The following is a 26,395-nucleotide window of genomic DNA, read 5'->3' on the forward strand; positions in this document are numbered from 1 at the left end:
TATTTTTTCAAAATATGATATAAGATATATGAAATGGCTTTGGGGGGTTAAAATATGTACAAAATATACTCGAACAAAAGTAAATATGTAAAAAATAAATCCTAAAAATGGGGCTTTTGCCCCCATTTTCTTTATTTTATAGGGGGTGATTGTATTAAGGTATACGATCCATTCCAAAAAAAAGTATTTTATGAAGACATAAAATTACCTGAAAACTTTAAAGGAAAGAATCTGTTATGCATACCAACTTTTTTTGACTTTCATACCCATGTAAGATTAAATAACAACCAAGAAGATTACAATTCCTTACAAAAAGCATGTATTGCTGGGGGATTCACCGAAGTGTTAATTCAGCCTAACACAAACCCAATTCTTGAAAACAAGCAGGTTCACAAATACCATGAAAAACTAGTAGCAGATTCCCATGTAAGATTTTATCGTACCACATCACTTTTTGGAACTCAAAAGCCCTCAGACAACATATTATGTTATTCCACAGATGGCATAAAATACACTTACAACGATTTAGTTGAAAATTTCTCCAGAAAAAAACCTGCTCTTGTCTTAGACCATAGTCAACTTTTTGAGCACGAAGGAATCTTTTACAAGGAAATTCTAGATATACCAAAACGTCCAATTACAAATGAAGCAATAGCAATAGCAAGAACTGTATTAACTGGTTTTGAATTTGGATTTAAGGATTTTCATATCCAACATATTTCAACAACTTACTCACTTGAAATGATAGAATTTCTAAAAAAATGCGCAAACATTACCTGTGAGGTTACACCACACCATTTGCTAATTTCAAATGAAGAAATATTAAATCCAAACTTTAAAATCAATCCTCCTTTATGTGATAAAAAAACCATCGAAATTCTAAAAGATGCCGTAAAAACAAATAAAATTGACATTTTAGCTACAGATCATGCCCCTCACCCAGAAAAACCAGCTGACTATAGAAAAGCACCTTATGGAACTTCAAATATAGAAATTGCATTCTCTGCTTTTTACACAGCACTTAATGACGTATACCTCGTTACAGATAAACTATGCTACGCTCCCCGTAAAAGATTGGGAATAAGTTATAAATTTACAAGCGACAACTTAGTGATAGTGGATTTAAACCAAGAATTTACTGTTGAAAGCAAAAGATTCTTTAGTAAAGGAAAAAATTGTGCATTTGATGGTATGAAACTCAAGGGAAAAATAATCGGGGTAAAAATAAATGGAAAGTGGGGGTATTGGAATGGAGAATACTTACTTGACTAAAAAAGAAACTCTAAAAATAAACGAAGACACTTATTTAATAACACTTGAAAATATCAATTTTGAAATTGGACAATTTTTAATGATAGAAACAAACAAATTAGTTAGAAAACCATTTATTTTAGGTACTTGGGACGGTAAAACAGCTATATCAGTCCAAATTAAAGGAAAAGGAACTAAACATATAGTCGAAACAACCCAAACACTAAAAGCTCATTTTCCCCTTGGAAATCCTTTTATTCCCCCAAAAGGAAAAGGAATAGTAATAATCTCACCCACATGTTTAACATTAGCAAATTTAATGACTGAAAAATACAATTGTGATGTATTGGTTGGTAGTAAAACTCCTTTAAAAATAAAAATTCCTTTTGACTATGCAATTGGTGATGAATATTTTGCACAAAAAATTGATAACCTAAATACATATGATTGGTATCTTATATCTGGCTCAAAAAGTATGGAAGAATTCGTACTTTCTAAAATAGACTCACCAAACGTCTTTGTTTCTTTGGAAGAATATATGGGCTGTGGTATAGGTGCATGCAAAAGTTGTGCGATATTTACAAAAAATGGCGTAAAACATGTGTGTACCGACGGACCAATATTTAGGAGGGATATGTTATGAATCTAAAACCACCCCTAATTATTGCATCGGGCCCAGGTGGTAATGGTGAATATCTAAAATTTATAAACCCTGAATACGTAGGTGCATATACACTGAAAACAATAACCTACAATCCAAAAGATGGAAATAAACCTCCAAGAATGCGTGACAACGAAAATTTTGTAATTAACAGCATTGGACTTGAAAATCCTGGGATAAAACATTTTGTAGAAAATATAGAAAAATACGTTTTGAATACAAAAACTATTTTGAGTCTTGGGGGGGATTCAAAGGAAGAATATATAAAAGTTGCAGAAATTATCTCACCTTATGCAAAGTATTTTGAAGCAATAGAATTTAACTTTTCATGTCCAAATGTAAAAAAAGGTGGTTTATCAATAATAACCGATAAAAGTGATTGGGAAGAAATTTTGAAAAGGGTAAGAAAAATACTCCCAAATACATTCTTGATTGCAAAATTAAGTATTGAAGGACACTTTGTAGAAATCTCATCACAAACAGTTGCAAAAAATGCTTGGGATGGTCTAACTTTAATTAATTGTGTAAGGGGGCTGATGTTTGAAGATGGAAAAATAATCACCGGTGGCATATCTGGTCCACTTTTAAAACCAATTTCTTTGCGTGCAATTTACGAAGTAAGAAAAAGACTAAGAGATATATATATAATAGCTTCAGGAGGCATTTACTCTAAAGAAGACGCAAAAGAATTCCTAAATATAGGTGCCAACGCAATTTCCATAGGAAGTGCATTATTTAAAGATCCACAAATTGTAGAAGAGATTGGAAAATATTTGAAAGGAGTGGAAAAATGATTCCAGTATTAAGTTTGGATATGGAAAATCCATTGGAATTTATTGAAAAAATGGGAAGCTTTGAAACAGTAAAAGTAGGACATAATTTAGCAATATACGGGAAAAAAATACTAGATGAACTTTACCAAAAAAATCTAAAAGTCATTTTAGACCTAAAATTTTGTGATATACCTTCTACGGTGGCTCGTTCCATCAAAAGTTGGGACCACCTGGCAATAATTGGTTTTACAGTCCACAGTGCAGCTGGTATAGATAGTCTAAAAGCTGCTCTTAACTCTACAGACAAACTCATCTTTTCAGTTATTAAATTAACATCCCAAATAGGAAATTTAGATGATTATCTAGAAACAATTAAAATACTTGATAATTTAAATAGCTCTTTTGTTTTACCTGGGAAATGGGCAATACAACTTAGAAATAAAATAAAAGGAAAATTTTTAGTACCAGGAATTAGAATGGAAATAAAAGCGGATGACCAAAAAGATGTAATCACCCTTGACCAAGTTAAAGATATAGCAAATTACGTAGTTTTGGGAAGAGAAATATACCTTTCAAAAAATCCAAAAAGTAAAATAGAAAAAATAAAGGAGGAATTAAAATGTCAATAGAAGAAATTCTTGAAAAATCAGGAGCAATTTTAGAAGGACATTTCATATTATCATCGGGCAATCACTCAGAAAAATACGTACAATGCGCAAGGTTATTTGAAAATCCCACTTACGGAGAAATGGTTGGAAATATGCTTGCAAAAAAGATAAAAAAGTACAACCCTGACTTAATAATAGGCCCCGCTATGGGTGGGATACATATTGCATATGTTACAGCAAAATATTTAAACAAAAGAAATATATTCACAGAAAGAGAAAATGGAAAAATGACTCTAAGAAGAGGATTTAAAATAATACCAGGGGAAAAAGTCGCCATAATTGAAGATGTGATAACTACAGGAAAATCTGTTAAAGAAGTGATAGAAATTGTAGAAAAAATGGGTGGAAAAATTTGTTGTATAGCATCAATTATCAATAGGGCAGATGAAAATCCTTTCAAATATCCATATGAATATTTGACAAAAATTGAAATACCAATATACAAGGAAGATGAATGTCCATTATGCAAAAAAAATATTCCACCGGAAAAACCAGGAAGTAGATATCTAAAAAAATAAAGCAGGCGAGAATGCCTGCTTTAAAAAAACCCCGGGCGATACCTACTCTTGCGAGGGGGAGCCCCTCACTACCATCGGCCCAAGGCGGCTTAACGGCCGGGTTCGGGATGGGACCGGGTGGTTCCCGCCTTGGTATCGTCACCCGGGATAGGTCACTCAAAAATGCATAGGGATTCTGTAGAGGTGAAGGCCTCGGCCGATTAGTACCGGTTGGCTCCACGCATTGCTGCGCTTCCACCACCAGCCTATCTAGGTCCTCTTCTCGAACCGGCCTTACTCCCTTTTCGGGATGGGAGGTCTCATCTTGGGGCGTGTTTCCCGCTTAGATGCTTTCAGCGGTTATCACTCAGGAGCGTAGCTACCCGGCGTATGCCCTTGGCAGGACAGCCGGTACACCAGTGGCTCCCTCACCCAGGTCCTCTCGTACAATGGGCGAGCCCCCTCAAACCTCCTACGCCCGCAGCAGATAGGGACCGACCTGTCTCACGACGGTCTGAACCCAGCTCACGTACCCCTTTAATAGGCGAACAGCCTAACCCTTGGGACCTGCTTCAGCCCCAGGATGGGATGAGCCGACATCGAGGTGCCGATCCTTGCCGTCGATGTGAACTCTCGGGCAAGACTAGCCTGTTATCCCCGGGGTAACTTTTGTCCGTTGATCGACGACCCTTCCACTCGGAGTCGCCGGGTCACTAGGACCGGGTTTCCCCTCTGCTCGACCCGTCAGTCTCGCAGTCAGCCCGGCTTATGCCCTTGCACTCTTCGGTGGATTTCCAACCCACCTGAGCCGAGCTTTGCGCGCCTCCGTTACTCTTTAGGAGGCGACCGCCCCAGTCAAACTACCCACCTGGCACTGTCCCCCGCCTGCTCTTCACAGACGCAGGTTAGAACTCCGGTACACCGAGGGTGGTATCCCACCGTCGGCTCCCCCGACCCTGGCGAGCCGGGTTCTTCGCCTCCCACCTATCCTGTACACGATGCACCAAAGCCCAATACCAGGCTGCAGTAAAGCTCCACGGGGTCTTTCCGTCTAGCTGCGGGTACTGGGCATCTTCACCCAGATTGAAATTTCGCCGGGTCCCCTGCCGAGACAGTGCCCCAGTCGTTACGCCATTCATGCAGGTCGGAACTTACCCGACAAGGAATTTCGCTACCTTAGGACCGTTATAGTTACGGCCGCCGTTTACCGGGGCTTCGGTTCGGGGCTCTCACCCCTCCCCTTAACCTTCCGGCACTGGGCAGGCGTCAGTCCCTATACTTCCTCTTACGAGTTCGCAGAGACCTGTGTTTTTGGTAAACAGTCGCCAGGGCCTTGCCTCTGCAACCGCCTCGGCCTCCCCCAGTTTCCAGGTCTCCCCTTCCCCTGGGTTCAACCTACCGCGGCACCCCTTCTCCCGAAGTTACGGGGTCAATTTGCCGAGTTCCTTGGCAAGGGTTATCCCGCTCCCCTTAGCTTTCTCAGCCCGCCTACCTGTGTCGGTTTGCGGAACGGGCACCTGTATATCAGTATGCGAGGCTTTTCTCGGCAGTGTGGGATCAGCTCCGTTGGACCATTCGGTCCTCCCCTTCACGGCTCAGCTCAGACAGCGGATTTCCCTACTGCCCTCTTCGCCTAACCGCTTGGAAGGCCTTGCCACTTGACCTCGGAGCCTGCCCTCCTGCGTCCCCCCTCATACTTTCGATATACAGGTGGTACCGGAATATTAACCGGTTTCCCATCGGCTACCCCTCTCGGGTTCACCTTAGGTCCCGACTAACCCTGGGCGGACGACCCTTCCCCAGGTACCCTTAGGCTTCCGGGGGGAGAGATTCTCACTCTCCTCTCGCTTACTCATGCCTGGATTCTCACTTCCGCTTCGTCCAGCAGCTCTCACAAGTCTGCCTTCTCCCTATCGCGGAACGCTCCCCTACCACCAGCTTACGCTGGTCCGCGGCTTCGGGGGATGGCTTCAGCCCCGTTACATTTTCGGCGCTGTGCGTCTCGACCGGTGAGCTGTTACGCACTCTTTAAATGATGGCTGCTTCTAAGCCAACATCCCGGTTGTCTGGGACGCACAACATCCTTCCACACTTAGCCATCTCTCCGGGCCCTTAGCCGACGGTCTGGGTTGTTCCCCTCTCGTCTGTGGAGCTTATCCCCCACAGGCTCACTCCCAGGCTTTGTGTACCGGGATTCGTAGTTTGACAGGGGTTGGAGGTCGCCCCCCTAGCCCTATCAGCGCTCTACCCCCAGTACAGACCACCTGAGGCTGCACCTAAATGCATTTCGGGGAGAACCAGCTATCACCGGGTTCGGTTAGCTTTTCACTCCTACCCACAGCTCATCCGAGGATGTCTCACGATCCACCGGTTCGGGCCTCCAGTAGGTTTTACCCTACCTTCACCCTGGCCATGGGTAGCTCACCCGGCTTCGGGCCTGCCGTACCTGACTGCTCGCCCTTTTCGGACTCGCTTTCGCTTCGGCTCCACCTCCCACGGCTTAACCTCGCCAGGTACGACAACTCCCAGGCTCATTAATCAAAAGGCACGCCGTCACCCCCTCGGGCTCCGACTTCTTGTAGGCACGCAGTTTCAGGTCTCTTTCACTCCCCTTCCGGGGTGCTTTTCACCTTTCCCTCACGGTACTGGTTTCGCTATCGGTCGGCAGGGAGTATTTAGCCTTGGAGGGTGGTCCCCCCTGATTCCCACAGGATTCCTCGTGTCCCGTGGTACTCGGGATCAAGCCCCAGGAAGTCCTTACCCTTTCGCCTACGGGACTTTCACCCTCTCCGGTTGGCCTTCCCAGACCATTCGGCTAGAGTAAGGATTTTTTACTCCCCGGCTTACGCCCGGACTTGTCCCACTACCCCGACAGCTCCCGCCGCCGGTTTAGGCTCCTCCCCTTTCGATCGCCTCTACTCAGGGAATCTCTTTTGATTTCTTTTCCTCGGGGTACTGAGATGTTTCACTTCCCCCGGTTCGCTCCCTCTCGGGTGAGTAGCTTCTTCAGCTACCCAGGTTCCCCCATTCGGGTATCCCGGGATCTACGCTCGCTTGCAGCTCCCCCGGGCTTTTCGCAGCTTGCCACGCCCTTCTTCGCCTCCTGCCGCCTAGGCATCCACTGCGTGCCCTTAATACCTTCACCTCTACTTCTCCCTATGCATTTTTCAATGACCTCTGCCACTCAAAAATGGATAGCAGCGCTACTTCTTTCTCCTTAGAAAGGAGGTGATCCAGGCGCACCTTCCGGTACACCTACCTTGTTACGACTTCGCCCCCCTCGCCAGCCTCGCCCTCAATAGGTATCCCCCCTCTCGGGTTGGATCACCCATCTTCGGGCGCTGCCAACTCGGGTGGCGTGACGGGCGGTGTGTACAAACCCCGGGAACGTATTCACCGCGGCGTGGCTGATCCGCGATTACTAGCGATTCCGGCTTCATGCAGGCGAGTTTCAGCCTGCAATCCGTACTGAGAGTGGGTTTCAGGGTTTTGCTCACCATCGCTGGCTCGCTTCCCGCTGTCCCACCCATTGTAGCGCGTGTGTCGCCCAGGGCATAAGGGGCACGAGTATCTGACGTCATCCCCTCCTTCCTCCGGCTCGTCGCCGGCAGTCCCCTTAGAGTCCCCGGCCTAACCGCTGGCAACTAAGGGCAGGGGTTGCGCTCGTTGCGGGACTTAACCCAACACCTCACGGCACGAGCTGACGACGACCGTGCACCACCTGTGCTGGCTCCCTACCTTACGGTAGAGTCCCTCCCCTTTCGGGTCAGTACCACCAGCATGTCAAGCCCTGGTAAGGTTCTTGGCTTAGCGTCCAATTAAACCACACGCTCCACCGCTTGTGCGGGGTCCCGTCAATTCCTTTGAGTTTCACCCTTGCGGGCATACTCCCCAGGCGGCCCACTTATCGCGTTTGCTTCAGCACGGAGGAATTACTCCCCCACACCTAGTGGGCATCGTTTACGGCTAGGACTACCCGGGTATCTAATCCGGTTCGCTCCCCTAGCTTTCGGGCCTCAGCGTCAGGAACGGCCCAGGAGACCGGCTTCCCCACCGGCGTTCCTGCTGATATCTACGGATTTCACCCCTACACCAGCAGTTCCGTCTCCCTCTACCGTCCTCAAGCCGTGTAGTTTCCAGCGCAGTTCCACGGTTGAGCCGTGGCATTTCACACCGGACTTTCACGGCCGCCTACGCCCCCTTTACGCCCAGTAAATCCGGGTAACGCTCGCCCCCTACGTATTACCGCGGCTGCTGGCACGTAGTTAGCCGGGGCTTTCTAGTAGGATACCGTCATCACTAGGGCTTTCCACTCCCTAGCTTATTCGTCTCCTACCACAGCGGTTTACACCCCGAAGGGCTCCTTCCCGCACGCGGCGTCGCTGGATCAGGCTTCCGCCCATTGTCCAAAATCCCCCACTGCTGCCTCCCGTAGGAGTAGGGCCCGTGTCTCAGTGCCCTTGTGGCCGGCCATCCTCTCAGACCGGCTACCCGTCGCCGGCTTGGTGAGCCTTTACCTCACCAACTACCTGATGGGGCGCAGGCCCATCCCTCAGCAGTGCTTAACGCACCCTTTCTTCCCTCTCGGGAACGTATGGGGTATTAGCTGCAGTTTCCCACAGTTATCCCCCTCTGAGGGGTAGGTAACCTACGCGTTACTCACCCGTCCGCCGCTAGGCCCTCTAGCTTCCTCCCCGAAGAGAGTCCACTAGATGCCCCGCTCGACTTGCATGTGTAAGGCACGCCGCCAGCGTTCACCCTGAGCCAGGATCAAACCCTCCAGCTCTATCTGAAAGGCTCTTCCTTCTCTTCCATTGCGCTGCTATCCATTTTTCAATGACCTCCCTAACCACGCATCTCCTAATTTACCACGTTTCTTACCCTTTGTCAACCCTCTATCTTTGTTAATTTTTATTTACATTAAAAAGTCCAGGCTTAAAAGCCTGGACTTATAATTTATTCTCCATATTCTTCTGCAAGATATTTCTTAATTTGATCGTCTGCAGTTTTAATTGCAGTTCCCATATCCACTTTACCATTTACAAAATCAGAGAACATATTACTTACTACTGTTCTAATTTCATACCATACTCCTATTTGTGGGTCAAATACTGCATTTTCTATTTGCGTTAATGGTACTTCCGCAAGTGGATCGGATTTTACATTTTCTTTCCAAATATTTGTTTCAAGAGCACTTTTTCTTACCGGAATATATCCAGTATTTACAGACCAAAAAGCTGTTACATCTGGTGAAATAAGATACTTCATAAATTCCCATGCTGCTTTCTTTTGTTCTTCCGTTGCATTTGCAAACATAATTACATCTGTTCCTGCAAATGGTACATTTCTCGTCTTCCAAACAGGTACAGGAGCCCAGCTCCAATTGAATTTTCCCTTTACTGATCCTTCAACATATTTTCTACCTGCAATTGTACCAATATACATAACTACTTTTTGTTGTCCAAATGGATCATTCATATACCCACCTTGATAATATGCAACGCCATCATCTATAAGCTTTCTAACAAATCTTAAAACATCCCTTGTTTCTGGGCTATCAATGTTTGATACCCATTTACCATCAACATTTTTCAAGATAGAACCGCCTCTTAAAGAAAGTAAGATTTGGAACAAATCAACAGTCGTTCTAAAACCAAAACCATATTGATCTGGTTTACCATCACCATCAACATCTTCTGTTAAAACTTTCGCTGCATAATACAATTCGTTAATTGATTTTGGAACATCTACACCATAAAGAGTTAAAAGATCTGCATTGTAATAAAGGACATATAAACTTTTGTTAAATGGTACTGCATAAACATCATTACCCCACATACAATTTTTCCTTAATGGCTCATAAACATCTTCCCATTCTTCCTTTGTCAATCCAATTTCTGGATCAAATAGGAAATCGTTTAATTTTTGAACCACTCTACTCTGAATAAGTTTTGCTGTCCAGTTTGAATAAGCTTGGGATATTGTTGGAAGCTCTCCTGCTTGTGCACCTGCAAGGAGCTTTTGACTTAATGCACCATAATTTCCTACGTATATAGCTTCAACTTCGATATCTGGATGTGAATCATTAAATGATTTAACAATTTGCTCCAAAGTCTTCCCATGATTTCCACCCATCGCATGCCAAAATATAACTTTAGTTTTTGCAAAAGAAAAGACAACTAATAATGCTAAAATAATAACCAAAAGTTTTTTCATGTTCTCCCTCCTCTTTATATATATATATATATATATTATCCGGCTTTATATATTATACCACATTGCGTTCAATTTCTAACTTTCCTTTAAATCTATCCAAATTTAAATGTGAAATATCACTATGAAGAGTTTTTCCAAATAAAATAAGTTCTGCGATTGCCTCACCTACCGCTGGTGCAAGCATAAACCCATGTCCAGAAAACCCCACAGCATAGAAAAAATTCCCCTTTGCACCTAAAATAGGTTGTGCATCTGGAGACATGTTATATTCTCCAGACCAATGCCTTAAAACTCTCAATTCATTCAAAAACGGAAAGAAAAATACCATTTTTTTTGCCATCTCTTTTTCAAACCTAAACGTAACATTTCTGTTTATTCCTGGCTTTTCATCTTTATCACCTTGGCCCATAATAAAGTTTCCATGTAAAGTTTGTCTCATATAAAAGTTTTTTGAGAAACTTATTGCCATGAAAGGAAAAAAATACTCAACAGGTTCTGTTACAAAAATCTGATGTCTAAAACTCTCAGTTGGAAGTTCCACTCCCATCATTTTTCCTATTTCTTTTGACCATGGACCTGCTGCATTCACCAATACTTCACAAATATATTCTCCCTTGTTTGTAATAATCCTATAATTTCCTCTTTCTTTTTGTATATCTAATACTTCTTCCCTAGTGTAAATTTTTATTCCAAAATCTTTAGCAGCATTTGCAAAGGCAAAAGTTGCTTTATGGGGATTTGCATGACCATCTTTTTGACAAAAGGTTGCCATTTTCAATCCATTTGTATTTATAAATGGATACCTTTTTTTCACTTCTCTTTTAGTTAAAACTTCCACATTTAAACCCTCATTCCTTTGCATTTGAACGTTTCTTTCAAATTGTTCTACTTCCTTTTCATTAAAAGCAAGTAGCAAATAGCCTCCTTGTCTATATTCAATATCAACTCCAAGTTCTTCTTCAAACCTCTCGAAAAACTTAACACTTCTCTTAGCAAGTCTTACATTTTCTCGAGAACTCCACTGTTGTCTTATCCCACCGCCACATCTTCCCGTTGCTCCAGATGATAAATAACTCTTTTCAAATAATATTATCGAACTTTCACCTAACTTCCCTAAAAAGTATGCAATTGCACAACCTATTATTCCTCCGCCAACTATTCCTATCTTATACATCTTTCTCAACTCCTTTTAAAATAGCCCTAAAAGGAAGTGGAATAGAAGGTGGTCTTAAAGTTCCCATATCTATTTCCGAAATCGGAATGTTCAATCTTTTAGATAAAATAAACAACGTTTGAAGTCTACAAGTTCGCCCACCGCAAGGTCCCATAGAAATTCTTAGATATCTCCTTAGTTCTTCAAAATCCTTAAAACCATTATCAATTGCAATCTCTATTTCTTTTCTAGTAATACCTTCACATCTACATACAATTTCATCATCCTTACCTACGAATCTTTTAAAATGTCTTACTTCTTTTTCTAACCCCTTTGGTACTTTTAAAAATATTACATGCGTTTTTCCCTTATCGTTCTTCATAATCTTCAAAACCGTTCCTTTTCCTAGAAAATTCCCATCCTTATTAAAAAGTTCTACCTCTTCTTTAACTTCGGGCAACTTAAATTCATAAGGTATTCCAACAATCGAATAATCATCTAACCTTTGAACTAAAAATATGGCAAGACCTGGACATTTCATAACACAAATGCCACAACCAATACACTTTTGCGCATCAACCATTGGAACATTATTTATATTTTCTCCTATCTTTATAGCAGAAGTTGGACAGGAAGTTTCACACGGATTACATGGAATTGCTTGTGGACATTCAATCACCGCATGGAGTTTGTTTTCTTTTATTTCTTCTTTTTCAAATTTTTCAATATATGGAAGCTTTTCAAAATGAATTCCAAATTTTTTTAAACCATTCCTTATTTTTGATGCAAAAGGACCACTTCTAAATATCTTCAATTCATTTTTGTAAAAATTTATCTTATTTTTAAAAGATTTTGATGTAATCTCTTGCGCAATATTATACCCAGCTATATACCCTTCAATCATAGCTGTAGTTGCTTCTTCAATCCCCGCCAAATCTCCTGCTATATATACTCTTTCACACGCCTTCATATTTTCATCTCTAAATGGTACAAATCCTCCAAGTTCCGGAATATATTCTATCTTTACACCTGCTTGTGCGGCAAGCTCAATACTTGGTTGAAGCCCTACTGAAAGACATATTGTGTCAACAGCAAATTCCATTGTTTCATCCACTGTATCATTCTCATTTAACCTGCCAACTACAGCTCCTCTTACCCTTTCTTCACCAATCGCTTTTAATATAGTATGTCGTAATAAAATCGGAACTCCCATTCTCCTTATTTTATTTGCATGTACCCTATATCCTCCTATCTTGTTGGAGATTTCAATAATTGCTTTTACATTTGCATTTGCTTGAATCAACTGATAAGCTAATATAAGACCGATATTACCAGCACCTACTATTAAAAAATCTACACCCGGAAGTGCTCTGTACTGATGAATTAAGGTTTGAACTGCACCTGCACCATAAACACCTGGTAAATAATTCTTTTCAAAACTTATAAATTTCTCTGATGCTCCTGTTGCAATTAACAAAAAGTCTGCATCTACTTCTTTTACTACATTGTTTTTTCTATCATATATCACTATTGTATCTTCATAAATTCCACTAACTGTTGATTGTAAAAGAAATTTAACACCTAATTTTTTTGCTTTGTTGTACAAAATTTTACCAATTTCAAATCCTCTCACTGATGCGAAAAATTTCTCATGTCCGAAAAACTTATGTGTTTGCTTTGTTAATTGTCCCCCCGGCTTTATTCCTTCATCAACAACCAAAACATCCACATTAGACTCAGCTAATGCAATGGCACCGCACAACCCTGCAGGACCAGCTCCAATAATAAGAGTTTGTACTTTCACTTTAATTTCCCCTTTCCATTTTGTCTTTCAACAACCATTCCGTCAACAACCAACGTTATACAAGCTCTTATATTCGGTACCCCATTCACCTTTACAAGACACGAAGAACATTTGCCTATTGCACAAAAAAAACCCCTTGGATATCCCTTTTCCGTATATCCAAATACATCGATTCCATTTTTTACTAAAGCACTTGCAATGGTATCTCCTTTTAAAGCCTTTAAAGTCATCCCCTCAAAAACAAATTCAACAATTTCACTTTCTACATTTTCTAATATAGGATGTTCCAAAATTTCCCTGTACAACCCTATCCCCCCTTTTCAAAACATTCAAATTAATTTTACAATACAATGCATACATTCACACAATTGTAAACAAAGACAAAAAATAATCATTTTTAACCTTTATCGTAATTTTTTGTAAAATTTGATATAATTCTTAAAAAGGAGGATTTTAATGGAACATATCATTGCTAAAGAATTGGAAATAAAAAGCTGGCAAGTAAAAAATGCAATAGAATTGTTAAAAGAAAACACAATACATTTTGTAAGTCGATATAGAAAAGATCAAACTGGTGGTTTAAATGAAATACAACTAAGAAAAATTGAAAAAAGATATAAGTACTTACGAAATGTTGAGCAACTTAAGATAAAAATTCTAAAAATTCTGGAAAAAGATGGTGTTTTAACACCTCAACTAAAGAAAAAAATAGAACATACATTTACTTTAAATGAACTTGAAGACATTTATTTGCCTTTTAAAAAAAGAAAAAAGACTAAAGCAGATATTGCAATAGAAAATGGTCTTTTACCACTTGCTGAAAAGAGCACCAAAGGCACTATTAATTTGGAATTAGTTAACGAAAAAGAAAAAATTATTGAAGGAATAACGGATATTTTAGCTCAAAAATTTTCACATAACGATATTGTTAGAAAAAAATTAGAGATATTTTTAATCAAATACGGGTATGTGAAATGCAAAAAAAAGGTGAAAAAGAAAACAAAATATGATATGTATGACAATTTCACAAAAAAGCTAAGTTTATTACATCCACACAACATATTATCAATAAACCGAGGAGAAAAAGAAGGAGCACTAAAAGTAAAGCTTTATTTACCAGAAAAATTTAAAGAAGATATTTTCAATCTAATGAATTGGAATAAAAATGAAATAGTTGAAAAAGGGTTGAAAAAGGGTTGGAAAATTTTATTTTCTTCTATTGAAAAGAGGGTAAGAAAGATTTTAACAGAAAAAGCAGAAGAAAGATCCATAAAGGTTTTTTCAAAAAATCTAAAACAATTACTATTAACTCCTCCACTAAAAAATACCAGAATACTTGCTATAGATCCCGGAAACAAAACAGGATGTAAAATAGTAGCATTGGATGAACTGGGTAATCCACTTGAACATGCTGTTATCTATCCAACTGCACCTTATTTTGACACAAAAAATTCTGAAAAAAAGATATTAAAAATGCTCCAAAACCACAAGCTAAAATTAATAGTAATAGGAAATGGTACTGCATCTAGGGAAACACAACAATTTATAGCAAAAACGATTAAAAAATACAATTTAAAAACAAAGTATATATTTTCAAATGAAGCAGGTGCATCTGTATATTCAGTTTCAGATATTGCCATTGAGGAATTTCCAACACTTGATCCAACAATTAGAAGTGCAATCAGTATTGGCAGAAGAGTCCAAGATCCTTTGGCAGAATTAGTTAAGATAGATCCTAAGTCGTTAGGTATGGGGCAATACCAACACGATATAAACCAAAAAAAATTAGCCGAAGAGTTAAAAAACGCAGTAACAGATATTGTTAACCAACTTGGAATTGATCTAAACAGTGCTTCTTCAAAACTCTTAGAACATGTCGCAGGAATCACACCTTCTCTTGCAAAAAAAATTGTAAACTTTAGAAAAAAAATAGGGAAATTCACAGAAAGGAAACAATTACTTGAAATAGAAGGTTTGGGACAAAAGACGTATACACAATGTGCTGGTTTTCTAAGGATAAAAAATGGAAAAAATCCTTTAGAATCTACGGCAATTCACCCAGAACATTACAAAATAGCAAATGAAATTCTTAAAAACAATATATATGATTTAGACTATCTATCAAAAAAATTCAATGTGGGAATTTTAACATTGACTGATATTATAAACGAATTAAAAAGTATGGGAAAAGAAGATAATTTACCTACTCCCATCTTCTACAACGAAATAACTGATTTTAAAGAATTAAAAATTGGCATGAAATTAAAAGGCAAGGTTATTAATATAACAGACTTTGGTATCTTTGTAGACATAGGTTTAAAAGAATCTGGATTTATACACAAAAAGTTAATAGATAAAGAAATTAAAATAAATGATATAATAGACGTGGAAGTAATCGATATAGACAATGATTTAAGATATATAAAATTAAAATCCAGGAGGTGAAAAAATGGAACTTAAGGTATTAACTTTCATGTTAGGTGATGAAGAATTTGCCATTGACATTATGAAAGTTGACAGAGTAAAGGAGTACGAAAAAACTACAAAACTTCCCAATTCATTAGATTTTGTAGAGGGAATTATTAATTTAATGGGAGAAGTAATTCCAATAATAAACTTAAGAAAAAAGTTTATGTTACAAGATTTTGATGAAAAGGAAAAAACAAAAATAATCGTTATTAGATTTGAAAATGAGAAAAAGATGGGATTTCTTGTTGATGATGTAAAAGAAGTTATTACCCTCTCTGGAGATCAAATAGATCAAACTCCGGAATACAGTGGTGAATCATCACAATTTTTACTTGGTGTTGCAAAACTGGAAGATAGAATGATACTTATACTCGATGTAGAAAAAATACTCAAAAAAGAGGAAAAAATAGAAATATCAAACATGGTTAAATAGTATATAAAGATGGAGGATTAACCCTCAATTTAATCTTAGTAGGAAATTTTGATATAATTTCCAAAATTAGTGTATTTACCCTTTTCACCTCATTCGTCTTTACAATAAAGTGATACAAAAAATTATTTTTTATTTTTGGGATAAAAAATTCAGTGGGACCTAATATTTCTAAATTGTGCTTGCGAAGTTCTTCAACTATTTTCTTTGTGTTTTCATACCCAAGGTTCTTATCTTTTGAAAACACAATAACTTGTATTATATTTTGAAAGGGAGGATATCTTAAATCCTTCCTTTTCTTTAACTCATATTCATAATATCCTTCCACATCTTGTTTTAACGCATACGAAATAACCTCACTATCTTTCTCGTAAGTTTGTACAAATGCCCTACCTCTTTCTTTTCTACCCGCCCTTCCCACAACTTGAACTAACAATCTAAAAAGATTCAATGAAGAATTATAATCAGGAATATTTTGTATAGCATCAACATCTATAACTCCTATTAGGTTTACAGTTGGAACATCTAATCCTTTTGTAATCATCTTCGTTCCCACAAGGACATCAATTTCTCCAGAATACAATTTTTTCAATATCACCTGAAATTTTTTGAAATCTCTAACCACTTCCGTATCAACTCTTACAATATTTCTTCCAGGAAATAATTTCTGAAATTCTAACTCAATTCTCTCAGTTCCCAAGCCTTTTTCGTAAAACAACACGGAACCGCAATTGGGACACACCATATACCTTGAAGCTTCAAAACCACATATATGACATTTTAGCTTACCTTCTGCTTTGTGATATGTTAATGACACATCACAATTTGGACATTTTAATATATGTCCACAATTTTGACACATGATTAAGGAATATCCCTTCCTCCTAACAAACAAAATAACACTTTTTCCACTTTCTAATTCCTTTTTCACACTTTCTACAACAACTTCAGAAACATACGGAATAACTTTTTTTTCTTCTTTCATGTTAATAATTTCAACATTTGGAAGTTTTGTACCATACCTTTCTTTCAAAATACAAAGCTTCATATTACCATTCTTCGCTTCCATATAATGATCCAACCGTGGAGTTGCCGAACCAAATATTACAAGTCCCGGAAATCTTTCAATTAAAAAATTTACATCATATATTACTTCCCCATCTTGATAGTAACTTTCATCATGCTCTTCGTCAACCACTATCATATCCATATCAAATGGCACAAAAAATGCACTCCTTGTACCAACCAATATATCTATATCCCCCTTAACTGCTCTCATCCATACATCTATTTTCTGGCTTTTTGTAAGATAACTATGATAAATTCCTACTTTTTTTTCAGGAAGCCTTGCATAAATTCTTCTTACAGTTTGTTCAATTAATGAAACTTCTGGAACAAGATATAAAGCTTTGTAGTTTGTTTGTTCTATAACTGAAAGGTAGATCTCCGTTTTCCCACTACCTGTAACACCATACAACAAAACTTTTGAGGAAGAAGCGTTTAATATATCCTCAACTACTTTTTTTTGATTATCACTTAACAAAACTCTTCCAACTTTTTGAGGAATTTTTTTATCTATTATCAAAATGTCTTTTCTTTTAAGTTGTAATAAAACATCCTTATTAATTCCCAAAAATTCCCTAAGTTCAGTATATGACACTATATCATTTACAAGCAAATAATCTACCACTTTTTTTTGTTTTTTAGTTAATTTTTTTTCTGAAATCTCACTTAAAGATGCCTTTAGATAAACATACAATTCTTTTCTAGGGTTTGGTGCTTTTAGATTAAAATCTTTCTTTATATATACAGCATCATTTTTTAAAAGCTCTTTTAATTTTTTTTCACCATATTTTTCTACAAATTCATTCAGATTAATTCCATTAAAATCATATAAAGGATTGTTTGAATAAACCCTTTCAACAAAGTAATTTTCTAATCCCTTGGGAAAACACAAGTCAAACAATTTTCCAACAGGCGCACCGAAAAAACTGGATGCTTCTACAACAGCATCCACCAACCATCCTCTCAAAAAACTTTTTCCATCAACCTTACTAATTATTTCTCCAACAAAATTTCCCTTTTTTCTATCCAAAACATATCCTATTTCTTTTTTATTATTTAACCTAACAAGAACTCTTTCACCTTTTTCAACAACAAATTCAGATTTTACCAAAAATGTTTTTCTGAAACTTTTGTTTGATATAGCAACTTCATAGTTCAAAATCATCACCCCATGTCAATTTTATCATACAAATCTTGACTAATATTAAATGATATAATATATTTAAAGAAGAGAAAAAATTGAATCAATGGAGGTGAAAAGATGCCAATGTACAGATACGTATGTAAGAAATGTGGAAACGAAAAAGTTGAATTGCATTCATTTAATGAAACTTTGGAACTTTTTTGTGATAATTGTGGTGAAAAGATGGAAAAAGCAATTGGAAGGGTCGGAATAGTTTTTAAAGGTAGTGGTTTTTACATAACAGATAGCAAAAAAATACAAACAAATTCTAATAATTCATCAAAGTAAAATTAAAAGCCCCCTTTTCGGGGGCTAATTGTTATCCTTTTTAATCACCAATTAAAGAGGTTTTACATTTGCTGCTTGTGGTCCTTTTTGACCATCTTGCACTTCAAATTCTACTTCTTGACCTTCCTTTAATGTCTTAAAACCTTCTGTTTGGATAGCACTCCAGTGTACGAAAATATCTTCTCCATCTTCCTTAGTAATAAATCCATAACCTTTTTTTGCATCAAACCACTTTACTGTACCTTTCATAAAAAAACGCCTCCTCGTAAATCATTTTCCATTCCCCTTTTACCCGGGGTTGTTTAGAGTATACACCCATTATTATCTTTTGTCAACTACATATCCAATAGATTCTATACAAATAATTTCACGTACAATCATTTCTAATAGATAATAAACTAATAAAAAACAAATGAAGTATGAGAAATATATTGTTCAAAAACACGTTATTGTTCCTCATAGGTAAACTTTAAACTCCTTTGCAAAAGACTGATGAGCATAACAGTTAGATTCTAAACAATCGAAGAAGAGGACTAAAGTCTTCTTTTTTTGTTCCCATTCCTCATAGGTAGATTCTAAACCGTCACTTTTCCCATAAATATTATAACATTCTATTTTTTTACGAATGCATTTCCTGGAAGTTGCTAATTTATAAAATTATTTATTCGTGAGGCTTTGCGTACTTTTTGGTTTCGGAAAACCTACCCAATTTTTGGGCTATTTTTCTTGCTTAACATAAACGTCACAAACTGTATTTTACAAACCATTTATTAAAGCTACTTTTTTGGTATGTTGTTAAAGGAAAATTACTGTAAATTTCGTAACGATTAAAAAGTGCATTGATTGCTTAGATTAATAAAAAGTTACTAAAAATTTTTTATTTTTAATATGAAAAATATTAAGGTGTTAAATCTTTTTCAAGACAACAGTTATTTCTCCCTTGGTTTTTTCAGAGAACCTTATTAACGCTTCACTTACTATTCCTTTAAAATATTCCTGATGAACCTTGGTTAATTCTCTTGCAATAAATATTTCTACATTTCCTAAAATATTTTGAATATCCACTAATGTTTTATTTAATCTTTCAGGATTTTCAAAAAACACAAAAATTTCCACGTCTAATTCTTTTATACTTCTCAACAACCTTCTTCTTTTTTTATCTCGAGGCATAAAACCTAAAAATAAAAATCTATTTCCATAAAATCCACTTGCAGTAACAGCTGTAGTAAGTGCACTAACACCTGGAATAACATCCCACGGTATATTATTTTTATAGCACAAATTAACTAATTCAGCACCGGGATCTGCAATAACTGGCATTCCTGCATCTGATAAATACACTACATTTTTTCCCTCTTTTAAAAGTTTCGAAATCTTTTCCAATTTTCTTTTTGAGGAATGCTCATTAAATGAATCCAACGGTTTCTTTATAGAAAAAAAATTTAAGAGCTTCAAAGCTCTTCTCGTATCTTCTGCAAAAATATAATCTCCTTCTTTTAACATTTTTAATGCCCTTAAAGTAATATCCTCAAGATTTCCTATTGGTGTCCCCACTATGTACAACAAAACCTTCTCCTCGCTTTCTGAGCCTCTTGCAATACTTTATCCAAATCTTTAAATTTTTTTAAACCAAATACTTTATCAAATTCCACATATAAAGCATCTCTAACTTTTAATTCATTTAATATTTTGTATTGATCTAGACCATATTGTGTTATTTTTCTATCCAATTTTTTAAAACAGCTCTCAACATTATACGTTGTTTTTAAAACAATAGATCCATGTTGCAATACAAATGACTTTGTTCTCATTTGAGCACTACCTACAACCTTTTTATCATTTAATACAATTTCATACCAAGAAGGAGCATCGAAACAAATATGCGTGTTACCCCTTAAACCACGGCCAACCATTTTAACTGGTAAACCCATGTTATTCAACGCATCAACTATTAATTTAGATAAAAACTTATACAACTTCAAAACAGATAATCTATATAAACTATGTCCATTTGGAATTACAACACTGTACGTTATCTCATCCTTATGTAAAACAGCACGTCCACCTGTGGGCCTTCTCACACAATCTATGTCATTTTCTTTTAAAAATTCAAAATTAACATCATCTAAAGATTGATTTTTTCCCAACGATAGCGTAGGTCTTTCCCAAGTATAAAGTCTAAAAAATGGAACATTCAAAGTACCTAAAATATAATCGATTGCCATATTTAAATCTCCGGGTAAATCCCAAGTCTCGATGTAAAACATCTAAACCCTCCTAAACGCATCAAGAACACTTTCAGCTATAGCTTCATATTTATTTTTCTTTAGTTCTGCTGCACCAATAATACTTTCTTCTTTTTGGTTATACATCTTAGAAATATGTGATACTACAAACTCTTTACCGGCAATTTTTAACTCAACTGCATCATCCATTGAAATAGCAAAATCATGAACACTTTCAAGTGCCCTTAAAACGGCATTTCCAATAACAAGAGGTATATTTTTTGTTGTTTTTGGTCCAGAAAATTCACCAACATACATCTCCTGTCCATGCGTAATTTCAACCTTTACTTTTATGTTACGTTTATCTTCTTCCACTTCAAAATTAGTCAATTTGTATGGAACAACTTTTGAACTTTCAATTCCCAAATCAACCTGAGCAATGCTTATAACCTTCCTATCGATCTTTAATCCCAAACTTGCATATAAAACTGTTTCAATATCACGCACTAGTTGTTTTGGACTTTTTTCATCATCTGAAACAATATGTATCTCCACAATCTGGTCTTCTTCCATAACAACCCTTGCAGCTTGGACCCCTGGTATTTTAGATAAGATACTTTCAATACTTTCTACGCTAACCATACTATCCCCCCAAACCCTTTAAAAAATCCCTAAATTTTTCAAAGTCTTTTACAAAACTCTCTACATATTTCCACTTTGCATCTAAATCATTAAGCTCAATCTTAAACATACCTATAACATTATTTCTTAAATCGGAAACAGGAAAATATTTCCCAGATTGAAACATATATTTGTTCTTTAAAAACGTAAAGAACTCCGCATATAGATTTCTATTTTCTTCTCCAATTCCAACAAAATAAACACCGTCATCCGTAAGAAAAATTCTTAAAAAACCATATTTTTTCCCATTTAAATCCAAAAATTTTTCATAAGTTTTATCATCAACCTTTTTTGAAAAACTCAACCAGTTCTTACCAGTTACTTCTTCTGAAAATAGCTCTTTGGAAATTAAAGATTTCTCTCCACCTAACGCCAAAAAATGGGTTAAAATAGGAAATTTCAATATCCCTGCCGTAATCTTTGGTAAACTTCTCTTTGTAAAATTACTTATATATAAATTCTCCAATCCTTCGTTAAAATAATCTTTTAATTTATAAAAAGATGGAGTTTTTAAAAACGGATTTGAAAGTGATATACCAAAAAAGAATTTTTCTTCAGGTGTATATCCTACATTAAGGGAAAAAACTCCTTCAGAACAAATGGAAACAAGCATTAGATGTTTATGAAAAACATCCAACACTTCTTTATAGCTATATAAAAACTCAACTAATTTTTTTCTATCTTTTTCAAGAATTTTACGAGTTTCCTCAAAAACAGGTCTTAATTTCTCAGGGCCAAAATATACCATTTATTTTCTCCTACTTACAAAATATTCAATACTTCTGTTCCAAGTTTTTTCTTCTTCGTCAGTAAAATAACAAGCAGGCAACTCCCCATGTGCTCTATGATAAGCCAAACATTCACAACACTTTCCCTTACGAGGACATCCAGGATAGCTACAATTACAATTATTTAGATTTTTTTCGAAATTTTCGCAATGCATTAAGTTCCCTCCCTTATTTCAACTACTTCATTATCTTCATTCATTATTAACACCCTTGGTCCTTTGTATTCGTCATTTTCATACATTCCAAAGGCCATAATAATTACTCTGTCGCCTTGTTCAACCAATCTCGCAGCTGCACCGTTCACCACTATCTTTCTACTTCCTTTTTCTTCAGGTATAGTATATGTAACAAATCTTTGACCATTATTCACGTCTGCAACTAACACTAATTCATATGGCTTTATATTTGACTTTTCCAATAATTCCACATCTATCCCTATACTTCCCATATAGTTAATACTCTTATCCGTAACCTTGGCCATGTGAATTTTTGATTTAAGTAAAATTTCTTGCATCCTACTCATCCTCGCTTTCTAATGGTAATTCAAATATAAATGCATTTCCATCTTTATCAGGTTCTACCCAAATCTTCCCATTATGCTCATCCTCAACTATCTTTTTACAGATAGGAAGTCCCAATCCCGTTCCATGAACCTTTGTTGTAAAAAATGGAATAAACAATTTCTCCAGCACATCCTTAGGTATGGGTGTACCTTGATTCCAAACTTTTACCCTAACTTTACTCAAATATTTTCCTACCTCAATTAATATTTTACCACCGTATGGTGTTTCATCAATAGCGTTTTGCAAAAGATTTATCAAAACTTGTTTTATTCTCTGCTTATCTGCATAAACTTCTATGTTTTCGTTATCTGTTTTGAATTCAAACAATATATTTTTTTCTTTTATTCTATCTTCAAATAAAATATATACTTCCGTTATTAATTCATTTAGATTAAATTCAGCAAACTCCATAACTTTTTTGTCCCTACTAAACTCTAAAATTTCACTAACTATCCCTTCCAACCTAACAATTTCATCTGAAATAATTTTTATATATTTTCTCCTCTTACTATCATCATCTATATATTTTTCAAGTCTTTTAACAAATCCTCCTAAGACTGAAATAGGATTTCTAAGTTCGTGAACAACCCGCGCCGCCATTTCGCCTAATGCCGCTAATTTTTCTTGTTTTTTTCTCTCTTTCTCTAAAATAACTCTCTCAGTAACATCTTCAAATGTAACAATAACACCTTTTATCAATAATCTTTCTGCATCCCAAAGCGGCGAAATAGAAACATCAAAATACTTTTCTTGTCCTAAAACCGGAATAAGATAATTTGAAAGCTTTATTTCTTCCTTCATTTTCAACACTTCAAAAGCCATACTCTCAATATCCTCAAACTCCGTTCCCAAATTTGCCAATCTTTTTTCAAGCATTTGTTCCTTATTCCTGCCAAAATAATACTCTGCACGTGAATTCCATTCAGTAATAATCCCATCTTTTCTAATAACAACAACTGCCGCAGATAAATTTTGCAAAATAAGATCTGAAAATTCCTTTAAAAACTCCACTAAACTTTTTTGCTTTTCAAGGTTTAAAGTTTTATCTTTCAATTCCTTGTAATTTAACGCATTTTCTATTGCAAGGCCTGCACTGTCTGAAATTAACCTTAAAATCTCTATATCAACATTTGAAATCCTATGCCCAGAGTATTTATTATCCAAAATTACAACACCAATTGTATCGTTCTTTCCAATAAGCGGTACTATAACAAATTCGTCTACATCCAAAACGGAAATTATATAATCTAATTCATCTTCCAACACCTTCTTATTCACATGAACAATCTTTCTTCTAACAACTGCTCTTTCCAAAAACTTGCTAGATCTATATGGAAACATCTTATCTTTTATTTTTTTAGTTAATTCATTACTTAAACCAAGTGCCAAAGACTCTTCCCTCAAGTATTGAACAATGTCTGCATACTTCATGGCTCTCTGATTGGCTTTCTTCCAAATTGTATCAACTTCTTCCTCATTTGCTGGACCAATCCAAGCCTTTCCAATTAACACATTTTTCTCATTATCTTTTAGCAAAAGAAGTGCTCTGTTAAACCCCAAAGCTCTTCCTGAAGTTAATCCAATCATAAATATCTTCAGAACATTACTGGGATCGTTGCTGCTTCTCATTGCCTGATTTAAATAATGCACTATACTCATTTTTCTAAGTTGCTCTTTTTGATTTTCAATTAATTGTTCGTGCTCTTTCTTTAAATTATTCAATTTCTCAATCTCAGATTTTAGATTTTTGTAAAACGTAAGCCTTGATACTCCTAAATTAAATCTTTTAACCGCTGAAATCACTAGATCTAGGTCAAAAACCTCATAACTTTTGTCTGGAATATATCCTTTTCCATGTTTTTTATTTATAAAAACAAGCCATTTTTCACTATCAACAGGCGTTGTTAATAACGATTTCACCTTCAAATCTGTTCCCAAAAAATTTATATTGGGTTTTATCAATATTTGTGGTTTTTGTTTAAATACAAAAAGCGCAAAATCAGAGTATCCAGGAATCCTTTTTCCAATAAAATCTTGAGGTTCAGAATATTTTATACGATAATCTTCTCCAATTTTTTCAACAAACATAACTAAATCACTAGGTAAATACAAGGAAATTTCTTTTACAAAGTTCCTTTCTAACTCATACAGCTCCTTACTTTTTTCAAATACATCAGTTAACTTCAAAATATTTTCCAGTTTTTCCCTTCTCTTTTCTATTAAAAAAAGGTCATATGTAAGGCAAAAAAGTTTTGAAAATTCATATAAAAATCTTTTATCTTTAACCTCTCCTGAAAAAAATATCGCTCCAATTTTTTTCTCATTAAAACATAGCGGGAATATATTTTCCCTACCATCTGCTGGAATCTTGTTACCAACATCTTTTCCAGCAATTACTCGATAAACATTTTTTCTCTCCTCATAAATAGAAAGACTCAAATTACTTATTTGCAATTTATCCTCTAAAATCCTAACTATTTTCTCCAAATATTCATTTGGATAACCAATCTCAAATAATTCTTTAATTGCATTGTAAACCAAAGAAAACTCTATCATACAATCACCTCAATTATATTTTAACATAAAAAAACAAGCAGCACCCAATTGGGTGCTGCTGAAAAATTTAAACAGATTTATTCTTGAAACTCGTACAACACATAACCTCCATTTTTCCCTTTAATCAACATATTTATCTCGTTTGTCTCCATGTTTCTAAACACAAAAAACTCATGGTTCATAACATCCATTTGTGCAATAGCCTCTTCTAAACTTGTTATCATCAAATTTACTCTTTTCACATTTGAAATCTTTTCTTCAGTTATCTCTTCGGGCATCTCTTCTTTAAATACTTCACCCAAACCCTTGACATTAGCTTTATGTGTTGGCCTTACATAATCCCTTTCTCTTTTTATCTTTTTCTCAAATGAATCTGTCAAAAGATCAATCAAATTATATACATCCGTAGATTTCTCACTCACCACCAAATCTTTTCCCAAATAATGTACCATAATTTTTCCAACATATTCAGAAGAATCTTTCTCTAATTTGACATCTAAACGAACATTATCTTCCACAACCCTATCAATTTTTTCTAATCTTTTTTCCAGATAATTTTTCAAAGCTTCTGTTGTTTCAACACCTTTTGTTGAAATTCGATATTCCATAAAATCACCTCCTAATGGTTTTCTCGTTTACTCCCAAGTCTAAAGTTTATCTCCGGTGCTAATTCTAAAAGATAAAATGATAAGGTTAATACAACAAATAATACTTTTAAATAAATATTACTTTTTTCTAACTTTTTACCTACTATCAATATTAATGATATCATAAGTGACCCTGAAATAAAAAACAACAAGGGAAAGAAATATGCTAAAAAACTAAAAGCAATAGAAAAAATAATGTAAAAATAAAATATCAATCGGTTATTTTTGCTTATTTCGGGAAACCTAAAACACCACTTCCACAAAATTATCACATAACCAAGTACACCAATAATAAATATTGTATTAGAAATTAAAATCTTGTTTAAAACAAAACTAAAAAATAAATTCGATACAAAGCCAATGGAAAATAGTATACTGGTAAATATTACAAAATCATCGCTTGGAAGTTGATATGAAAATAACTTTACAAGTTGCTTTTCCATAATATGGAGGTTGTACCTCCATTCCCCCCTTCAA

Annotated in this window: 23 protein-coding genes and 3 rRNA genes; 8 read left to right on the forward strand and 18 right to left on the reverse strand. The window is 36.1% G+C overall.

Annotation, left to right across the window (positions count from 1 at the left end; genetic code table 11):
• Nucleotides 1-153 precede the first annotated feature (153 nt).
• Genes TMEL_RS01400 through pyrE form a run of 5 tightly spaced genes read left to right on the forward strand, consistent with a single transcriptional unit; the run spans nucleotide 154 to nucleotide 3,871 of the window.
• Nucleotides 154-1,272, forward strand: a complete 1,119-nt coding sequence (locus TMEL_RS01400; RefSeq protein ID WP_041425895.1) for a dihydroorotase — start codon at nucleotides 154-156, stop codon at nucleotides 1,270-1,272.
• Nucleotides 1,250-1,894, forward strand: coding sequence for an iron-sulfur cluster-binding protein (locus tag TMEL_RS01405; protein ID WP_012056501.1), 645 nt, complete (start codon nucleotides 1,250-1,252; stop codon nucleotides 1,892-1,894). Before TMEL_RS01400 ends, TMEL_RS01405 begins: the two co-directional genes overlap by 23 nt.
• Nucleotides 1,891-2,706, forward strand: coding sequence for a tRNA-dihydrouridine synthase (locus tag TMEL_RS01410; protein ID WP_012056502.1), 816 nt, complete (start codon nucleotides 1,891-1,893; stop codon nucleotides 2,704-2,706). Before TMEL_RS01405 ends, TMEL_RS01410 begins: the two co-directional genes overlap by 4 nt.
• Entirely contained in the window at nucleotides 2,703-3,314 is a 612-nt protein-coding gene (gene pyrF, locus TMEL_RS01415) for an orotidine-5'-phosphate decarboxylase (RefSeq protein WP_012056503.1), read from the forward strand. Before TMEL_RS01410 ends, pyrF begins: the two co-directional genes overlap by 4 nt.
• A complete protein-coding gene (gene pyrE, locus TMEL_RS01420; protein WP_012056504.1) occupies nucleotides 3,305-3,871 on the forward strand; it encodes an orotate phosphoribosyltransferase in 567 nt (188 codons plus the stop codon). The genes pyrF and pyrE overlap by 10 nt, the downstream gene beginning before the upstream one ends.
• Nucleotides 3,872-3,901: 30 nt before the next feature.
• Here pyrE and rrf read toward each other — a convergent pair.
• The 7 genes from rrf to TMEL_RS10385 form a co-directional block, all read right to left on the reverse strand.
• Nucleotides 3,902-4,017, reverse strand: a 5S ribosomal RNA gene (rrf, locus tag TMEL_RS01425).
• A gap of 34 nt (nucleotides 4,018-4,051) precedes the next feature.
• Nucleotides 4,052-6,995 (reverse strand): 23S ribosomal RNA (locus tag TMEL_RS01430).
• A 76-nt stretch (nucleotides 6,996-7,071) separates the two neighbouring features.
• Nucleotides 7,072-8,636: ribosomal RNA gene (locus tag TMEL_RS01435) — 16S ribosomal RNA — on the reverse strand.
• The 16S, 23S and 5S rRNA genes sit together here, the layout of an rRNA operon.
• 170 nt (nucleotides 8,637-8,806) lie before the next feature.
• Nucleotides 8,807-10,066 (reverse strand): ABC transporter substrate-binding protein, encoded by a 1,260-nt coding sequence (locus tag TMEL_RS01440; RefSeq protein ID WP_012056505.1) that lies wholly within the window; start codon nucleotides 10,064-10,066, stop codon nucleotides 8,807-8,809.
• 52 nt (nucleotides 10,067-10,118) lie between these two features.
• Nucleotides 10,119-11,240 (reverse strand): NAD(P)/FAD-dependent oxidoreductase, encoded by a 1,122-nt coding sequence (locus tag TMEL_RS01445; RefSeq protein WP_012056506.1) that lies wholly within the window; start codon nucleotides 11,238-11,240, stop codon nucleotides 10,119-10,121.
• Complete coding sequence (locus TMEL_RS01450; protein WP_041425896.1) at nucleotides 11,233-13,023, reverse strand: FAD-dependent oxidoreductase; 1,791 nt, start codon at nucleotides 13,021-13,023, stop codon at nucleotides 11,233-11,235. Before TMEL_RS01450 ends, TMEL_RS01445 begins: the two co-directional genes overlap by 8 nt.
• Nucleotides 13,020-13,328 (reverse strand): (2Fe-2S)-binding protein, encoded by a 309-nt coding sequence (locus TMEL_RS10385; RefSeq protein WP_041425897.1) that lies wholly within the window; start codon nucleotides 13,326-13,328, stop codon nucleotides 13,020-13,022. Before TMEL_RS10385 ends, TMEL_RS01450 begins: the two co-directional genes overlap by 4 nt.
• A 151-nt stretch (nucleotides 13,329-13,479) precedes the next feature.
• Here TMEL_RS10385 and TMEL_RS01460 point away from each other — a divergent pair, with 151 nt between their 5' ends.
• A complete protein-coding gene (locus tag TMEL_RS01460; RefSeq protein ID WP_012056507.1) occupies nucleotides 13,480-15,468 on the forward strand; it encodes a helix-hairpin-helix domain-containing protein in 1,989 nt (662 codons plus the stop codon).
• Between the two features lie 4 nt (nucleotides 15,469-15,472).
• Nucleotides 15,473-15,925: a chemotaxis protein CheW gene (locus tag TMEL_RS01465; protein WP_012056508.1), complete on the forward strand. Its 453-nt coding sequence runs from the start codon at nucleotides 15,473-15,475 to the stop codon at nucleotides 15,923-15,925.
• Here the strand turns inward: TMEL_RS01465 and priA are convergent.
• Nucleotides 15,918-18,146 (reverse strand): replication restart helicase PriA, encoded by a 2,229-nt coding sequence (gene priA / locus TMEL_RS01470; RefSeq protein ID WP_012056509.1) that lies wholly within the window; start codon nucleotides 18,144-18,146, stop codon nucleotides 15,918-15,920. The two genes, TMEL_RS01465 and priA, sit on opposite strands and share 8 nt — an antisense overlap.
• A 102-nt stretch (nucleotides 18,147-18,248) precedes the next feature.
• On the opposite strand from priA, the gene TMEL_RS01475 reads away from it, so the two are divergent.
• A complete protein-coding gene (locus TMEL_RS01475; RefSeq protein WP_012056510.1) occupies nucleotides 18,249-18,458 on the forward strand; it encodes an FmdB family zinc ribbon protein in 210 nt (69 codons plus the stop codon).
• 51 nt (nucleotides 18,459-18,509) lie between these two features.
• On the opposite strand, the gene TMEL_RS01480 is transcribed toward TMEL_RS01475, so the two are convergent.
• The 10 genes from TMEL_RS01480 to TMEL_RS01525 form a co-directional block, all read right to left on the reverse strand.
• Nucleotides 18,510-18,707, reverse strand: a complete 198-nt coding sequence (locus tag TMEL_RS01480) for a cold shock domain-containing protein (protein ID WP_012056511.1) — start codon at nucleotides 18,705-18,707, stop codon at nucleotides 18,510-18,512.
• Between the two features lie 657 nt (nucleotides 18,708-19,364).
• Entirely contained in the window at nucleotides 19,365-20,024 is a 660-nt protein-coding gene (rsmI, locus tag TMEL_RS01485) for a 16S rRNA (cytidine(1402)-2'-O)-methyltransferase (RefSeq protein WP_012056512.1), read from the reverse strand.
• A complete protein-coding gene (locus TMEL_RS01490) occupies nucleotides 20,012-20,725 on the reverse strand; it encodes a lipoate--protein ligase family protein (protein WP_012056513.1) in 714 nt (237 codons plus the stop codon). Before TMEL_RS01490 ends, rsmI begins: the two co-directional genes overlap by 13 nt.
• A complete protein-coding gene (locus TMEL_RS01495; RefSeq protein ID WP_012056514.1) occupies nucleotides 20,726-21,325 on the reverse strand; it encodes a hypothetical protein in 600 nt (199 codons plus the stop codon). It abuts the gene before it with no gap.
• 1 nt (nucleotide 21,326) lies between these two features.
• Nucleotides 21,327-22,112 carry a DUF4895 domain-containing protein gene (locus tag TMEL_RS01500; protein WP_012056515.1) on the reverse strand — a complete coding sequence of 262 codons (786 nt, stop codon included), beginning with the start codon at nucleotides 22,110-22,112 and terminating at the stop codon, nucleotides 21,327-21,329.
• Nucleotides 22,113-22,307 (reverse strand): DUF6485 family protein, encoded by a 195-nt coding sequence (locus TMEL_RS01505; protein ID WP_012056516.1) that lies wholly within the window; start codon nucleotides 22,305-22,307, stop codon nucleotides 22,113-22,115.
• Complete coding sequence (panD, locus tag TMEL_RS01510; RefSeq protein ID WP_012056517.1) at nucleotides 22,307-22,666, reverse strand: aspartate 1-decarboxylase; 360 nt, start codon at nucleotides 22,664-22,666, stop codon at nucleotides 22,307-22,309. Before panD ends, TMEL_RS01505 begins: the two co-directional genes overlap by 1 nt.
• Nucleotide 22,667: 1 nt before the next feature.
• Complete coding sequence (locus TMEL_RS01515) at nucleotides 22,668-25,271, reverse strand: GAF domain-containing sensor histidine kinase (RefSeq protein ID WP_012056518.1); 2,604 nt, start codon at nucleotides 25,269-25,271, stop codon at nucleotides 22,668-22,670.
• 77 nt (nucleotides 25,272-25,348) lie between these two features.
• Nucleotides 25,349-25,879 carry a ribosome hibernation-promoting factor, HPF/YfiA family gene (gene hpf / locus TMEL_RS01520; protein ID WP_012056519.1) on the reverse strand — a complete coding sequence of 177 codons (531 nt, stop codon included), beginning with the start codon at nucleotides 25,877-25,879 and terminating at the stop codon, nucleotides 25,349-25,351.
• 11 nt (nucleotides 25,880-25,890) lie between these two features.
• Nucleotides 25,891-26,361 (reverse strand): hypothetical protein, encoded by a 471-nt coding sequence (locus TMEL_RS01525; RefSeq protein ID WP_012056520.1) that lies wholly within the window; start codon nucleotides 26,359-26,361, stop codon nucleotides 25,891-25,893.
• Nucleotides 26,362-26,395: the final 34 nt, after the last annotated feature.

It is taken from the genome of Thermosipho melanesiensis BI429, assembly GCF_000016905.1.
Classification (GTDB): domain Bacteria; phylum Thermotogota; class Thermotogae; order Thermotogales; family Fervidobacteriaceae; genus Thermosipho; species Thermosipho melanesiensis.